The sequence below is a fragment of the Hominiventricola sp. genome (genome assembly GCF_057604405.1).
In genome coordinates, this window is record NZ_DBLYVB010000003.1 from 149,440 (window position 1) to 165,252 (window position 15,813).

The 15,813-nt window shown below is 44.2% G+C and carries 11 protein-coding genes; 8 read left to right on the forward strand and 3 right to left on the reverse strand.

Annotation, left to right across the window (positions count from 1 at the left end):
* Position 1: 1 nt before the first annotated feature.
* Complete coding sequence (locus ACZMB2_RS03770; RefSeq protein WP_487595585.1) at positions 2 to 2,143, forward strand: Tex family protein; 2,142 nt, start codon at positions 2 to 4, stop codon at positions 2,141 to 2,143.
* A gap of 778 nt (positions 2,144 to 2,921) precedes the next feature.
* On the opposite strand, the gene ACZMB2_RS03775 is transcribed toward ACZMB2_RS03770, so the two are convergent.
* Positions 2,922 to 3,995, reverse strand: a complete 1,074-nt coding sequence (locus ACZMB2_RS03775; RefSeq protein ID WP_487595586.1) for an alcohol dehydrogenase catalytic domain-containing protein — start codon at positions 3,993 to 3,995, stop codon at positions 2,922 to 2,924.
* 170 nt (positions 3,996 to 4,165) lie between these two features.
* Positions 4,166 to 5,296 carry an ROK family protein gene (locus tag ACZMB2_RS03780; RefSeq protein ID WP_487595587.1) on the reverse strand — a complete coding sequence of 377 codons (1,131 nt, stop codon included), beginning with the start codon at positions 5,294 to 5,296 and terminating at the stop codon, positions 4,166 to 4,168.
* A 318-nt stretch (positions 5,297 to 5,614) separates the two neighbouring features.
* On the opposite strand from ACZMB2_RS03780, the gene ACZMB2_RS03785 reads away from it, so the two are divergent.
* The 7 genes from ACZMB2_RS03785 to ACZMB2_RS03815 all read left to right on the forward strand — a co-directional run bounded on the left by ACZMB2_RS03785 (position 5,615) and on the right by ACZMB2_RS03815 (position 14,408).
* Entirely contained in the window at positions 5,615 to 6,907 is a 1,293-nt protein-coding gene (locus ACZMB2_RS03785; RefSeq protein WP_487595588.1) for a hypothetical protein, read from the forward strand.
* A 94-nt stretch (positions 6,908 to 7,001) separates the two neighbouring features.
* Positions 7,002 to 9,161 (forward strand): hydantoinase/oxoprolinase family protein, encoded by a 2,160-nt coding sequence (locus ACZMB2_RS03790; protein WP_487595589.1) that lies wholly within the window; start codon positions 7,002 to 7,004, stop codon positions 9,159 to 9,161.
* Positions 9,162 to 9,710: a hypothetical protein gene (locus ACZMB2_RS03795; protein WP_487595590.1), complete on the forward strand. Its 549-nt coding sequence runs from the start codon at positions 9,162 to 9,164 to the stop codon at positions 9,708 to 9,710.
* Entirely contained in the window at positions 9,698 to 11,062 is a 1,365-nt protein-coding gene (locus ACZMB2_RS03800; protein ID WP_487595591.1) for an FAD-dependent oxidoreductase, read from the forward strand. The genes ACZMB2_RS03795 and ACZMB2_RS03800 overlap by 13 nt, the downstream gene beginning before the upstream one ends.
* Positions 11,063 to 11,075: 13 nt before the next feature.
* Positions 11,076 to 12,434, forward strand: a complete 1,359-nt coding sequence (locus ACZMB2_RS03805) for an FAD-dependent oxidoreductase (protein WP_487595592.1) — start codon at positions 11,076 to 11,078, stop codon at positions 12,432 to 12,434.
* Positions 12,435 to 12,453: 19 nt separating this feature from the next.
* Positions 12,454 to 13,527, forward strand: coding sequence for an alcohol dehydrogenase catalytic domain-containing protein (locus ACZMB2_RS03810; RefSeq protein ID WP_487595593.1), 1,074 nt, complete (start codon positions 12,454 to 12,456; stop codon positions 13,525 to 13,527).
* 11 nt (positions 13,528 to 13,538) lie between these two features.
* Complete coding sequence (locus ACZMB2_RS03815) at positions 13,539 to 14,408, forward strand: D-psicose 3-epimerase (RefSeq protein WP_487595594.1); 870 nt, start codon at positions 13,539 to 13,541, stop codon at positions 14,406 to 14,408.
* Between the two features lie 60 nt (positions 14,409 to 14,468).
* Here ACZMB2_RS03815 and ACZMB2_RS03820 read toward each other — a convergent pair whose 3' ends face one another.
* Positions 14,469 to 15,695 carry an argininosuccinate synthase gene (locus ACZMB2_RS03820; protein WP_118768877.1) on the reverse strand — a complete coding sequence of 409 codons (1,227 nt, stop codon included), beginning with the start codon at positions 15,693 to 15,695 and terminating at the stop codon, positions 14,469 to 14,471.
* Between the last annotated feature and the right edge of the window lie 118 nt (positions 15,696 to 15,813).

Below are 15,813 nucleotides of genomic sequence, written 5' to 3' on the forward strand. Positions count from 1 at the left end.
GATGGACATCATACAGAAACTGACAGAGGAGCTTCAGGTAAAACGTGGCCAGGTAGAGGCGGCGGTGAAGCTTATTGACGAAGGTAACACCATCCCGTTCATTTCCCGTTACCGGAAAGAGGCCACCGGTGCGCTGAACGATGAACAGCTCCGTAATCTGGACGAGCGGCTGACTTATTTACGGAATCTGGAAGAAAAAAAAGCACAGGTAATTTCCAGCATTGAAGAGCAGGGAAAACTGACAGATGAGCTGAAAAAAGCCATTGAGGCAGCACAGACCCAGGTAGCTGTAGACGACCTGTACCGCCCATATCGTCCGAAACGCCGTACCCGTGCGATCATTGCAAAGGAAAAAGGACTGGAAGGGCTGGCAAATGTGATTCTTCTGCAGATGACCAGCCAGCCGCTGGAGGAAGAGGCAAAGAACTATCTTTCCGAAGAGAAAGGGGTTTCTACGGCAGAGGAGGCCATTGCAGGAGCAATGGATATTATTGCAGAGAGCATTTCCGATGAAGCAGACTACCGTACCTGGATTCGTAATAAGACCATGAAGGAAGGAATGATTACTTCCGAGGCTAAGGATGATCAGGCACAGTCGGTTTATGAGACTTATTATCATTTCTGCCAGCCATTAAATAAGATGGCAGGACACCGGACGCTGGCGTTGAACCGCGGAGAATCCGAGAAGATTTTGACGGTGAAGATTGAAGCACCGGAGGCAGAGATTTTAAGTTATCTGGAGAGCCGGGTTGTCAGCCGGGATAATGCGTATACCACTCCGATACTGGAAGCAACTGTGAAGGACAGCTATCAGAGACTGATTGCGCCGGCTATTGAACGTGAGATTCGAAATGTGCTGACCGAGCAGGCAGAAGAAGGTGCAATCCGAGTATTTGGTAAAAACCTGGAACAGCTGCTTATGCAGCCACCTATTGCAGGACAGACTGTCCTTGGCTGGGATCCGGCATTTCGTACTGGTTGTAAGCTGGCAGTAGTAGACCCTACCGGAAAAGTACTGGATACGGTGGTTATTTATCCGACTGCGCCTCAGAATAAAGTGAAAGAGGCCAAAGAAGTACTGAAGAAGCTCATCAGCAAATACCATATCACACTTATTTCTCTCGGAAACGGAACTGCTTCCAGAGAGTCTGAGCAGGTGATTGTGGAACTCCTGAAAGAAATACCTGAAAAAGTACAGTATGTGATCGTTAGTGAGTCCGGTGCATCCGTCTATTCTGCCAGCAAACTGGCAACAGAAGAATTCCCGAATTTCGATGTGGGACAGCGAAGTGCAGCATCCATTGCAAGGCGTCTGCAGGATCCCCTGGCAGAGCTGGTGAAGATTGATCCGAAAGCCATCGGTGTAGGTCAGTATCAGCACGATATGAATCAGAAGCGCCTGAGCGAAGCGCTGGGCGGCGTCGTTGAGGATTCCGTAAATAAGGTTGGTGTGGACCTGAACACCGCATCAGCCCCGCTTCTGGAGTATATTTCCGGCATCACCAAGACGCTGGCGAAAAATATTGTGGCTTACCGTGAGGCAAACGGTCGTTTCGCAGACCGCCGCCAGCTTCTGAAAGTATCAAAACTAGGGCCCAAGGCATTTGAGCAGTGTGCAGGGTTTCTGCGTATCATGAACGGAGACAATCCGTTGGATACCACCAGTGTGCATCCGGAGAGCTATGAGGCAGCCATGAAGCTTCTCACCTCCCTGGGGTATTCTCCGGAGGACATTGCCGGAGGCGGTCTGAAAGGGATTTCCAAGAAAGTACTGCATCTGAAAGAAACGGCAGAGGAACTGGGCGTTGGCGAGCTGACCCTCAAAGACATCGTGCAGGAACTGGAAAAACCGGCCCGCGATCCCCGTGATGAGATGCCAAAACCAGTGCTTCGAAGTGATGTACTGGATATGAAGGATCTGACACCGGGCATGGTGCTCAAGGGAACCGTCCGCAATATTATGGATTTTGGAGTTTTTGTGGACATCGGCGTTCATCAGGATGGTCTGGTACACATTTCCCAGATGTCCGATAAATACATTAAGCATCCACTGGATCTGGTGAAAGTCGGAGATGTCGTGGAAGTGAAGGTATTATCAGTGGATCTGCAGAAGAAACGGATTTCATTGACTATGAAGCTGTAAAAAAGAATTTTTTAAAGAGGCTGCTGCTTGGTAGATGGTTGCTCATCTATGGGCAGTAGCTTTTTTATGCGTAAAAAGAAATCCCGGGCCGGGCTGTGGGGCTATATCAGAAAATCTGTCTTCGGGTTCCTGCGAGGGAGGGCCAAAACAAGCTTTTTGGATATGGAATGGGCCAGAGTCTGGGCTCAGAGGTAGAAAATTCCTGCGTTTTAGGAAAAGTGTGGGTCTGGAGAAAATTAAGAAGGCGTGAGTTCCAACGGTTGGAAAGTAGAATAATTGATTCGAGAGTTATGCCAGACTGTTGCAAATTCATATAAAATCAGTCGTCTTTTGTAGGGTTGCATATTATTATTTAGATGTGATAAAACAAACGGATCCTGTCCGCAGAAAGAAGGGAGGATTTTGAAAAAATGGCAGAAGAAGATACTTATATTAAAGAAGCCTATGAAGTTCTTCAAAAACTCAGTGCCGACGAACGGAAACGCTTGTAATATGAAGCATGTCAAAAGACCATCCTTGACTATAATTCACAGATGAGCAGCTCCAGGGAGGAAGGAATTGAGATAGGAGAAGCCCGTGGAGAAAAGTGACTTCTTCAATTAAATGAATTACTTTTGAATGTTAATCGCATAGACGATTTGAAAAAGACTACCGCAGATGCATCATATAGAACTGGTTTGTATAAAGAATATGGCCTGTAAACCAAATAAACAGAACTGCCGCCTCGTGGACAATGACTTGTCCGTGAAGCGGCAGTTCAGCTTTATAGGTGGTGAAATTAGAAAGTGAAAGCAATTTTCAGATCGCCGTATTTACCGGTAGCATAATCAAATGCTTTTTCCCAATCTTCCAGTTTAAAGCAGTGCCCAACGACGCCGTCTGTCTTTAAAATACCGTTTGCAATATTTTCAATTACATAGGGATAGCAATAAGGACTCAGATGGGAACCGAGCACATTTAATTCTTTGTTATCACCGATCAGGGTCCAGTCTACGGTAGTGGACTGGGCAAAAACACCAAATTCCACAAAAGTACCGAGTTTACGAACCATCTGGAGACCCTGTACAACGCTGGACGGATGACCGGTAGCTTCGATATAAATGTCACAGCCATATCCATCTGTAAGATCCATGATTTTCTGGATTGCATCTTCCTTCCCTGGATTAATTACAATATCTGCACCGAATTCCAGCGCTTTTTCCAGACGTTCGTCCATCATATCAAGCACAATTAATTTTGCTGGATTCATCTGATGTGCATAGGTAATCATTCCAAGACCGAGAGTTCCGGCACCGGAGATGACGACGGTATCTTCGATATGGATATCTGCACGGTCAACGGCATGCTTGGAACAACTGTAGGGTTCGATCAGAAGTGCTTTTTCAAGAGGCATATCTTCTGGTACACGATGCAGAACAGCAGTCTTAGGGTAACGGACATATTCTGCCATGCCGCCGTTATTTTCTTTCTGGAATCCAAAAGTTGCATGAGGCTGACACATCCAATAACGGCCGGATTTGCAGAATTTACATTTACCGCACGGAACAATCTGGTCAGCGATCAGGCGATCTCCAACTTTGTATTCTGTTACGTTGACACCTGTTTTAACAACATGTCCAAGAAATTCGTGTCCTGGAATAAAAGGAGGACGAACCCATTTTGCGTGTGTTTCATCTCCCCAGGTTGAGTTTCCATGGTAGCATTTCAGATCACCTGCACAGATTCCGCAGCCTTCTGTTTTGATAATGATATCGTCCGGGCCGCACTCCGGAACCGGATAAGCCGGTTCAAAACGATAATCCCCTTTATCATATGCGACCAGTGCTTTCATGGTTTTTGGTAATTCTGACAATGTAAAACCCTCCTTTTGAATAGTTAAAATAGATTTATAAAACAGATTATAACATCTGTTTTATAAAATGACAAGTAAAAAAGAAGGAAAATAAAAAGATGGAGATGTAACATCCGAGAAATACGGGCATTACATCTCCATCTGCTGTAAATAGAAATATATAAGCAAATTTAAAGTGCTTTGGTAAACGCGTCGACAAAATAGAGGGCAGCTCCAGCGGCAATGGATTCCTTTTTGTAGGAGCAGATTTTTAAATATTCTGCATCATCGGAGAAGGTATTTAACCGAGCAGCTCTCTTTTTTAACTCTTCCATATAGGGTTCCAGATATTCTCCCACATATCCACCGAGAATGACATTGCAGTCAAGAAGCATGCGGAGAATATTAACGGTTGCAGCCAGATAATCGAGGTAGGTATCCCAGACTCTGACAATAGCGGGATCATCGTTTTCGAGATCCCGGAAAAAAGCCTGAAGGTTTCCGTCGGTCATATTAGAAAGATTAGTTGCTGCCAGATAAGCGTCTACACAACCCGACTGTCCACAATAGCATTTTTTCCCATTATGGATGAGGGGAACATGGCCGATTTCTCCGCTGCGCTGGGCATCACCGCTGTAAACATTTCCGTCAATAATCATGGAACCGCCGATGTTGTTGCTGAGCATCAGGTAAAATGCATTTTTCATGTTGTGATTGGTCCAGGTCTCCGTAAAAACAGCGGCATTGGCATCATTATATAGTTCGATGGGATAAGGAATGTAGCGGGCAAAATCTTCAAGTGTAGTACTGCTTAAATTAATAATTTTGCTGAAAAAGATGCTTTTTTTATCAGCATCTACAAGTGCAGGGAGTCCGATTCCCACTCCCAGAATCTGGTCTGGCTGAAATCCTGCATCGAGAATGAATGTATCCAGGGTGGAGCCTACATAGCTGTAATAATCATCGGTGGGCTCGAAATGGCGGCGGGAACGATTGGAGGAAATGATAGATCCCGTCAGATCTAATGCAACGATGGTTACATGATTCTGGGTGATATCAATTCCAAGTGCTACTCTGGCATTTTTGATCAGTGAGTAAGTGATAGCTCTGCGTCCGCCAGTATGTCCAAGAGAACCGGATTTTTCAATCAAGCCATCAGCTACCAGGTCGTCAATATTCTTAGTGACAGTAGGCAGACATAGCTGTAGGTCATTTACTAACTGTTGCTTGGTTAGAAACTGGTTTTCGAGAAAATGATGATAAATATTTGATCGGTTAATCTTTTTGATTTCTACATTAATGGGTTTCTTTGTATTTGACATAAATGAAATCTTCTCCCTGCTTGTTTTTTAAAATAGATTTAATTAACTATACTTACCATAATACAGATTACCATATTTTGCAAGAAGAATTCTGTATGCTAAAGGTATATAATAAAAATAGATAATGAAAAATTTGGTAAAATCAATGGAAGTATACAATATGACTGAAAAGATGGTTTTTATAGAGAAAAAAATAAAAGGAATATACAAAAACGGTGTTGACAAACCTAAAAAACATGATATACTTTGATCAAAGCTGTTTCATAAAACCATTTTATAAAACGGTAAACAAAAACAAAACCACAAGGAGGGTAAAAAATGGTAACTGGCGGACTTGTTGTTGTTATTTTTGTGGTAATTGCGGCTTTGATGATTTCAAAGAAATTACCAACAGTGTTGGCACTTCCGTTAATGGCAGTTCTGATTGCAATTGTAGCAGGACTTCCGTTAAAAGGGGATGAGGGAATTCTGACATTTGTAATCTCGCAGGGGTCTTTGAAACTTGCGGGTACATATGTGGCAATCCTCTTTAGCTGCTGGCTTTCCAGAATTTTGTATCGAACAGGCGTATCGGCAACGATTATTAAGAAGGCGGCGGAACTTGGAGGGGACAAACCGTTTATTGTTTCACTGCTTCTTTGCGTAGCCAGTGTATTTCTTTTCACAGTATTGTATGGAACCGGAGCAGTTGCAATGGTTGGAGCAATTGTGCTTCCGATCATGTTATCAGTGGGAGTTGCTCCTACCATCGCCTGCAACTCATTTCTGGCAGCCATGACGGCGGGCTATATGATTAATCCGGCAAATATTGCGGCAATTACCAATATTACAGGTGTTGAGCAGAGTGATATGTATACCGCAGCAATTATCCTGACGGTTATGAGCTGTATTTTCTGTGTTGGTATTCTTGTATGGGGATTCAAAAAGGGTGGAACAAAATATGCATTTGCATCTGAAATTTCCACAGATGACAGTGAAGAGATCGAGCCGGTAAAAGGATTTCGTGGATTTTTGGCCTGTATGACACCGTTTGTAGTCGTATTGATTATGCTGGTTTTCAAACTGGATGCCATTACCGTATTCCTGATTGGTATTGTCTGGCTGATGGTGATGACTGTAAAAGGAAACTGGTCAAAATATTGCAGCATGATTGTCCAGAGCTGTTATGAAGGATTTAAAGAGGGCGCTCCGACCGTAGCACTGATGTTTGGAATTGGTATGTTGATCAATGCAATGACGGCACCGACAACCCAGGCTGCAATTCAGCCGTTTATGCAGATGATCACACCGACCACGGCAATCGGACTGATTCTCTTTGTATGTATTCTTTCACCGGGAAGCCTTTATAGAGGACCGTTTAATATTCTTGGTCTGGGTGCCGGACTTGCTGTCAGCATGATGGCGGTAGATGCGGTTCCGATCCTGGCGTTATCTGTAGCATTTTATGCGACTATGCGCTGGCCTACCCAGGCTTGCCCAACCTCTACGCAGGTGGTATGGTGTTCCAATTTTGTTGGTTATGAGCCGACAGCAGTGGCCATGAAGGTGTTCTGGCCGAACTGGATTGTAACGGCGTTGTCAGTCGTGATTCTAGTTATGATGTATATGTAATAAATCAGGTAAAGCAGGCTTCAACACCTGCTTTATCTTTCAGAACTAATAAAGTTCTTATAATAAGTGCCGAAAAGAGAGCGAGGATTTGTATATGAAAGTAAGAATTGGAATTGATGTTGGCGGTACATTCACCGATGCGGTAGTTATTGACAATGACACCTTTGAGCTGATTGGAAGTGCGAAAACACCTACTACTCATGAGGCAAAAGAGGGGGTGGCGGCAGGTATTATCCAGGTACTTCATAAAGCAATGGAAGAATGCCATGTAAGGCCAGAGGATGTCATGTTTATCGCCCACGGAACAACGCAGGCTACCAATGCATTGCTGGAAGGAGACGTTGCCAAGGTCGGAATTCTGACTCTGGGAAGCGGAATTCAGGGAGCAAAATCAAAAGCAGATACCAATATTGGAAATATTGAGTTGGCACCCGGAAAACTTCTGTTTACTGAAAATGAATATGTGAATACGGGCAATTTGGATTCGCTGAAAGAAAATGCTTCTGAGGCATTGAAGAAACTGAAGGAGAAAGGAGCCGTATCCATGGTTGTTACGGAAGCCTTCAGCGTGGATGATCCAACGAATGAAAATGCTGTGGTGGAATTGTGCAACGAACAAGGACTGCCTGCAACAGCCGGCAATGATGTGTCTAAACTATATGGATTAAAGGTTCGTACGAGAACAGCAGTTATTAACGGAAGTATTTTACCAAAGATGCTGGAAGTGGCGAATATGACAGAGGATTCCATTAAGAACGCAGATATTAAAGCACCGTTGATGGTTATGCGTTGTGATGGTGGTGTCATGACGGTGGATGAAGTCAGGAGCCGTCCAATTCTGACGATTCTGTCTGGACCTGCAGCTGGAGTTGCGGGTGCGCTCATGTACGAAAAATTAACGGATGGATTATTTATGGAAGTCGGCGGAACCAGTACGGATATTTCCTGTGTGAAAGACGGAAATGTAGTTGTAAAATATGCAGAAGTTGGTGGACATAAGACCTATGTTAGCTCGCTGGATGTGCGGACTGTGGGTATTGGCGGCGGAAGTATGATCGAAATTAAAGATGGAAAGATGGTAGATGTTGGCCCGAGAAGTTCTCATATTGCTAATCTTGAATATGAAGTATACACAGCGACAGAGGATATGGTTGATCCAGTTTTGAAAGAAGTGCATCCGAAAGAAGGAGATCCGGCGTATGCTTATGTGGAATGCAGTAATGGAAAGAAATTTGCACTGACACTTTCAGGAGCTGCGAATATTGCTGGTTATGTAAAAGAGGACAATTATGCTTATGGAAATGTGGAGGCAGCAAAAAAAGCATGGGCTCCTCTTGCGAAAAATATGGGCGTATCCGTGGAAGAAGCAGCAAAACAGGCACTTCATCTGTCTGCAAAGAAAAATGGAAAAGTAGTGGAAAGCTTTATCAAAGACTATGGACTGGATCGGAAGACACTGACATTTGTGGGCGGTGGCGGCGGTGCAGCAAGCGTTGTTCCACATATTGCAGAAGAATTTGGAGTGAAATATAAAATTGCAAGAAATGCATCTGTAATCTCGCCGATCGGTGTTGCGCTGGCAATGGTGCGGGATATGGTAGAACGTACCATTCAGAATCCGACAGAAAAAGATATTCTGGCGCTTCGCTATGAGGCAATCCAGAAAGCAGTAAAATCAGGAGCTAATCCGGATTCAGTGGAAGTAAAGATTGAAGTGGATACGCAGCAGAACAAAGTACGGGCCATTGCAATCGGAACCACAGAACTTCGTACAAAAGAGCTTGCCGGTTCTGGAAAAAGTGAAGAAGAACTGAAAGAAATTGCAGCAAAATCTGTGGGAGCAGATACGAATGACGTGGAAAAGGTCGCCGATAATGGCATGATGAAAGTTTATATTTACCATACCGTTACGAAGTCCTTTGTATTCTTTAAGAAAAAGGTCGATATGCTTCGTCTGGTAGACAAAGATGGTGTCATCCGACTTCAGAGAAAGAATGCGGCTGTGGTGGAATGTCAGGCAGGTGAATGGAAAGCAAAAGTAAAATATCTGCTCAATGAGTATACCGTGCATGCAGATGGCGGTGCGGAGATCCCGAATATTTACATTATATTGGGCAAGCGGATTATTGATTTTGCCGGAATGCAGAGTAATGAGCAGATTCTTTCCTTATGTGAAGTGGAGCTGGCCAATGTGCCTGCAGATGAAAAACTGATCATGATCTGTACCCGTACAACGGAGAATGCGAGGGGATAAATGAAAGAGTATCCATTTCCGGATGAGGTATCGGCGAGAGAAGAGTTAAAACGGGATGTCCTCTATCATTGTATTCCGGAAGAGGACAGGCTAAAAATCTGTGCACAGGCCTGGAATCGCGGAAAAGAGTTTGCAAGGAAAATCATGTGCATGGCACCGGAAAAGAGTATCAGGGAGATTGCGGAGGCAGAAGGGGTTCGGGTGATAATCTCTGAAAAGGATCAGGTGAACGGAGCAATCCGCACTTATGGAGAGTATAAAGCCGAAAAAAATGAAATGATCCTCTATACCGGTTCCATTGTCAGATGGGCTAGGGCAAACCATATGGAAGAACAGCAGGCCATGGAACTGGTGATGGCACATGAGTTTTATCATTATGCGGAATGCAGGAAAATCGGATTTACATCAGATCTGTATATCATTCCGGTACTGAAAATCGGGAAAAAGGTATTGCGAAAATCAGGAATCAGGGCGTTGTCGGAGATAGGTGCCCATGGATTTGCCTGTACATACATGGAAAGGAGACTGGGGAAGACATGGAACAGATAAAAAAAGATGTAGTAGTAATTGGTGGAGGTCCGGGAGGACTTGCTGCAGCAGTGACAGCAGCGAGAGCCGGAGCGAAAGTACTTCTTGTGGAACGAAATGGATATCTGGGAGGACAGCTTGGAAGCGGACTTCCGTTTCTGGCTTTTTTGGACAGAAAACAAAGACAGGTGATTGGTGGAATTGCCCAAGAGTTTGTGGATCGTCTGAAAGAAGTAGGCGGAACTTATGGTCATGCCTATTGTCCGTTCCATCTTTCCACGACGCTGATTCATCCCTTTTATTCCAGAATTATCGCATTTCAGATGGTAAAAGAGGCTGGTGTAGAACTGCTTTTACATTCAGAATTGACGGACGTAAAAGTAGAAGACGGTATGATTTCCTCTGTCACGGTGACTGGAAAGGGAACTTCGGTAGAATTGTCCGCAAATATTTTTATTGATGGAACCGGCGATGGAGATCTTGGTTATTTGGCGGGTGCAGAGTGCGAGAAGGGACAGAAAGATACTCATGTACTTCAGCCGCCGACCCTTATGTTTAATATGGCTGGTGTCAATATTGATGAATTTTGTGATTTTATCGAAGCGCATCCGGAGGAACTTCCGTACGGATTGAAAATGCATAATCTGAGAGAAGGCTATAACGCAGATTTCTTCCGTCATAATTCAAGCTTTACTTTCTTTGGCATGCAGAATCTATTGAAACGTCTGAAAGCAGAAGGAAAGTGCCCAATAGCAAGAGATACGATTATTTTTATCCGTCAGTCTATACCAGGAGAAGTGGCAGTCAATACCATCCGATTATTAAATTTTGATGGCTCCAATGTACATGATTTGAGCCAGGGAGAAATGGAAGCGCATCTGCAGATCCCAGTTTTGATTGATTTCTTCCGGACATATGTGCCTGGGTTTGAAAATTGCTATCTTACATCAATTAATGCAAGCATTGGTGTTCGGGAGAGCAGAAGAATTGTCGGTGAAAAAATGCTGGATTATCATGACTGTCTGGATGGAAAGAAACCAGAGGACACGATTGCTTTGTGTAGTTATTTTCTTGATATCCATAACGGTGCAGGAGATGATACTACAGGTATCAGCATAGAAGAACCGTTTGGAATCCCATATGGCTGTCTGGTGTCAAAAGATATTAAGAATCTGATGATGGCGGGCCGGGATATCAGTGTGGACCCGGTTACATTCGGTGCAACAAGAATTATGAATGTATGCATGGCAGTGGGACAGGCAGCTGGCGAGGCTGCAGCTATGTGTGTTGCGGGAAATAAGATTCCAAAGAATGTAGATGTAAAAGAACTACGGAAACATTTGCTTGAACAGAAGGCAATTTTAGACGTTTAATGGAGGATTCGTGATGGAGCAGATAAGGAAAGATGTTGTAGTAGTAGGAGGAGGTCCGGGCGGGTTTGCAGCTGCTGTGACTGCAGCAAGAGCCGGCGCAAAGGTGCTGTTGGTTGAACGCAACGGATATTTGGGAGGACAGCTTGGGAGCGGACTTCCGTTTTTGGCTTTTTGGGATTTGAAAAAACGTCAGGTAATTGCAGGAATTGCAGAAGAATATGTAGAACGGTTGGAAAAGGCAAAGGCATCCTATGGTCATGAATATTGTCCTCATCATCAGTCTGTGACATTAGTCCATCCGTTCTATTCCAGAATTTTGTGTTTTGAAATGATCAAGGAGGCAGGTGTGGATTTGCTGATGCACTGTGAATTAAGCAGCGCAACGGTAAAGGATGGAAAGATAGAATCCATTATTGTTTCAGGAAAAGGTCAGCATTTTGAAATTTTTGCAGATGTTTTTATTGATGGAACCGGAGATGGCGACCTAGCAGTGCTGAGCGGAGCAGAAACAGAGAAAGGAAATCAAGAACATGTTATGCAGCCGCCGACGCTGATGTTTAATCTTGGAGGAGTAGACTTTGATGAATTCTGTGATTTTATTGAAGCACATCCAGAGGAGCTTCCCTATGATGTGCTTGATAATATTGCAGAAGGCTACAATGCAGATTTTTTCAGAAAAACAAAAAGTTTTATTTTCCTTGGAATGCATCACCTTCTGGAAGAACTTAGAAAGAAAGGGGAATGTCCGGTTGACAGAGAGACCGTTATTTTTATCCGGCAGCCCATTCCAGGACAAGTTGCAGTGAATACCATCCGGTTGCTGAACTTTGATGGCTCCAATATCCATGATCTGAGTAATGGAGAAATGGAGGCACATCTGCAGATCCCGAAGCTGATGGAGATGTTTAAGAAACATGTGCCAGGATTTGAAAACTGTCATCTGTCTTCCATCAATGCAAGCATTGGAGTTCGGGAAAGCCGGAGAGTAAAAGGTCTGAAGATGCTGGATTACCATGATGCTGTAGCAGGAAAGAAACCGGAAGATACCATTGCTCTGTGTGGATATTTCATTGATATTCATAATGGTGCCGGAGAGGGAACTTACCGGGTTTCCATTGAAGAGCCATTTGGAATCCCGTATGGATGTCTGGTATCAAAAGATATTAAGAACCTGATGATGGCGGGGCGTGATATCAGTGTTGATTCCGTTACATTTGGGTCTACAAGAATTATGAATGTTTGTATGGCGGTGGGGCAGGCAGCTGGCGAGGCAGCTTCCATGTGTATAAAGAAAAAACAGTTGCCAGAACAGGTAGATGTATCAGAACTGAGAGAGCATTTACTGGAACAGAAAGCGATTTTGACATTATAGAATGGATGGGAGGACGAAAATGGAAATTCCAAAAACGATGAAGGCTTTGGTAGCATATAGCAAGGATGATTACAGGCTGGTTGATGACTTCCCGGTTCCGGAATGCGGGGATGATGATATTCTCATAAAGACAGAAGCCTGCGGTATCTGTGCTGGAGACTTGAAATGTATGCATGGGGCAGAGCGATTCTGGGGAAATGAAGAAGAACCTTCATGGGTGCGGCCGCCGTTTATTCCGGGGCATGAGTTCCTTGGATTTATTGTGAAAATGGGAAAGAATGTAAGGGGATATGAGATCGGAGACCGGATTACGGCAGATCAGATTGTTCCCTGCGGAGAATGTAAATTCTGTAAATCAGGCCGGTATTGGATGTGTGAGCCCCATGCTACATTTGGGTTCCAGAAGGAAAATAACGGGGGGATGGCAGAATACGTAAGATATCCAAAGACAGCAGTGCTTCATAAAGTGCCAAAGGATATGCCGTTGGAGAGAGCGCTTCTTATTGAACCGTTTTCCTGCTCCAAACATTGTGTGGATCGTGCCCAGATTAAAAGTGATGATGTTGTGGTTATTTCCGGTGCTGGAACGCTAGGACTTGGGATGATTACCTATGCAAGCAGGCTGAACCCGGAAAAACTTATTGTACTAGATATGAAGGATGAACGTCTGGAAAAAGCAAAGAAATTTGGCGCTGACTTGGTAATGAACCCGGGAAAAGAGGATGTGGTTGCCAGAATAAAAGAATTAACTGATGGATATGGCTGTGATATTTACATTGAAGCAACAGGGCATCCTTCCAGCGTGGAACAGGGGCTGAAAATGATCCGAAAACTGGGTAGGTTTGTGGAATTCAGTGTATTTGGAAGCCCGGCTTCCATTGACTGGAGCATCATTGGAGATGGAAAGGAACTGGATGTGTTAGGCGCTCATTTATCTCCTTATTGTTTTCCGTATGTCATTGAGCATCTTGCCAATGGAGATCTGAAGAGTGATGGAGTGGTATCAGCGATTTACAGGCTGGATGACTGGAAAGAAGCGTTTGACAAGGCAACTGGAAAAGACGGAGATTTTAAAGTGGCATTCAAATTTTAAGAGGTGGTCACATGAAATATGGAATTTATTATGCCTATTGGGAAAAGGAATGGGCGGCAGATTACACACAATATGTGAAAAAGGCGGAAAAACTTGGATTTGATATTCTTGAAATAGGTGCTTCTCCACTCCCGGATTATAGTCAGGAGCAGATACGGTTGCTGCGTCAGTGCGCCAAAGATAGTGGAGTGACGCTGACAGCAGGATATGGTCCTACATTTGAGCATAATATGGGCTCTTCTGATCCGGCTATCAGAGAAAAGGCATCGGAATGGTTTAAAAGATTGTTTGAGGTGATGGGGCAGCTGGAGATCTCCAAGATTGGTGGCGCTTTGTATTCCTACTGGCCTGTAGATTTTTCCAAACCAGTTCATAAAGAGGATGACTGGAAATATAGCGTGGAGGGAATGAAAAAGCTGTCAGAGCTGGCTAAACCCTATCAGATTACCTTGAATCTGGAAGTCCTGAATCGCTTTGAAAATCCTATTTTGAATACGGCAGAAGAAGGTGTTCAGTTTGTAACGGAGGTTGACCGGGATAACGTAAAGGTCATGCTGGATACATTTCATATGAATATTGAAGAAACAAGTATTTCAGCTGCAATCCGGACAGCAGGGAATCTTTTGGGACATTTCCATACAGGAGAATGTAATCGTATGGTTCCTGGACAGGGACGGATGCCCTGGCGTGAAATAGCAGAAGCATTGCATGAAATTCAGTATGATGGCAGTGTTGTCATGGAACCTTTTGTAAGAAGAGGCGGACAGATTGAAAAGGATATTCATATTTGGAGAAATATGAAGACTGATATCTCAGAAGAAATTCTTGATCGGGATGCGCGAAATGCGCTTCTATTTGAAAAATATTTATTTGAACAGTAAGAAAAACTGCTGTGGATGGTTGATGTTTCAATCCAGCCACAGCAGTTTTTGCATACATATTTATTTCTGATTCTCTTTTGCTTCCATGAGCTTCATAGCACGAACCTTCAGCGGCAGTCCGAACAGGGTGATGAATCCGCTTGCGTCGTGGTGGTCATACATATCACCGGTGGTGAAGGATGCCAGAGACTCGTTGTAGAGGCTGTAAGGAGATGTGGTTCCGGCTTTGATGATGTTGCCTTTGTAAAGTTTGAATTTTACTTCGCCAGTTACATACTCCTGAGTGCTTGCTACGAATGCGCGGATAGCATCACACAGAGGAGTGAACCATTTTCCTTCGTATACAACCTGGGACAGCTTGTTGCCCATGTCTTTTTTCGCTTCCATGGTAGCACGGTCAAGTACCAGCTCTTCCAGCTGCTTGTGAGCTTCCATCAGGATAGTTCCGCCAGGAGTCTCATAAACACCGCGGGATTTCATACCAACAACACGGTTCTCTACGATATCTACGATACCGATACCATGTTTTCCTCCCAGTTTGTTCAGTTCTCTGATGATGTCAGCAACCTTCATCTTCTTGCCGTTTACGGAAGTCGGAACACCTTTTTCAAAGGTCATGGTTACATATTCATCCTGATCCGGTGCTTTCTCCGGAGTTACGCCAAGAACCAGCATGTGATCATAGTTCGGCTCATTTGCCGGATCTTCCAGTTCCAGTCCTTCGTGGCTGATGTGCCACAGGTTGCGGTCACGGCTGTAGCTGTGGCTGTGATCGAAGGGCAGGTCAATGCCGTGTTTTTTACAGTATTCGATCTCGTCATCACGGGACTGCATGGTCCAGACGTCGGTCATTCTCCACGGAGCAATGATCTTCAGGTCCGGAGCCAGAGCTTTGATTGCCAGTTCAAAACGGATCTGGTCATTTCCTTTACCGGTAGCACCATGGCAGATAGCGGAAGCACCTTCTTTTCTTGCGATCTCTACCAGTTTCTTTGCGATAACCGGACGAGCCATAGAAGTTCCGAGAAGATATTTGTTCTCGTATACAGCACCTGCCTGTACGCACGGCATGATGTAGTCCTCAGCGAACTCATCAACGATGTCTTCAATATATAATTTAGCAGCGCCGGATGCTTTCGCTCTCTCCTCCAGGCCATCCAGCTCGTTTCCCTGACCGCAGTCTACACAGCAGCAGATAACGTCATAACCAAAATTCTCTTTCAGCCACGGAATAATAGCGGTAGTATCCAGACCACCGGAATATGCAAGAACAACTTTTTCTTTCATATTATAAATCCTCCTCGTATTGTAAAATCATGTTTTTGTGTAGAGCCACATTCGCAAAACCGCTTCTGCAGCATGGCTCTGAATAGTTACAATATACAACATCCTATTGAAAACTGCA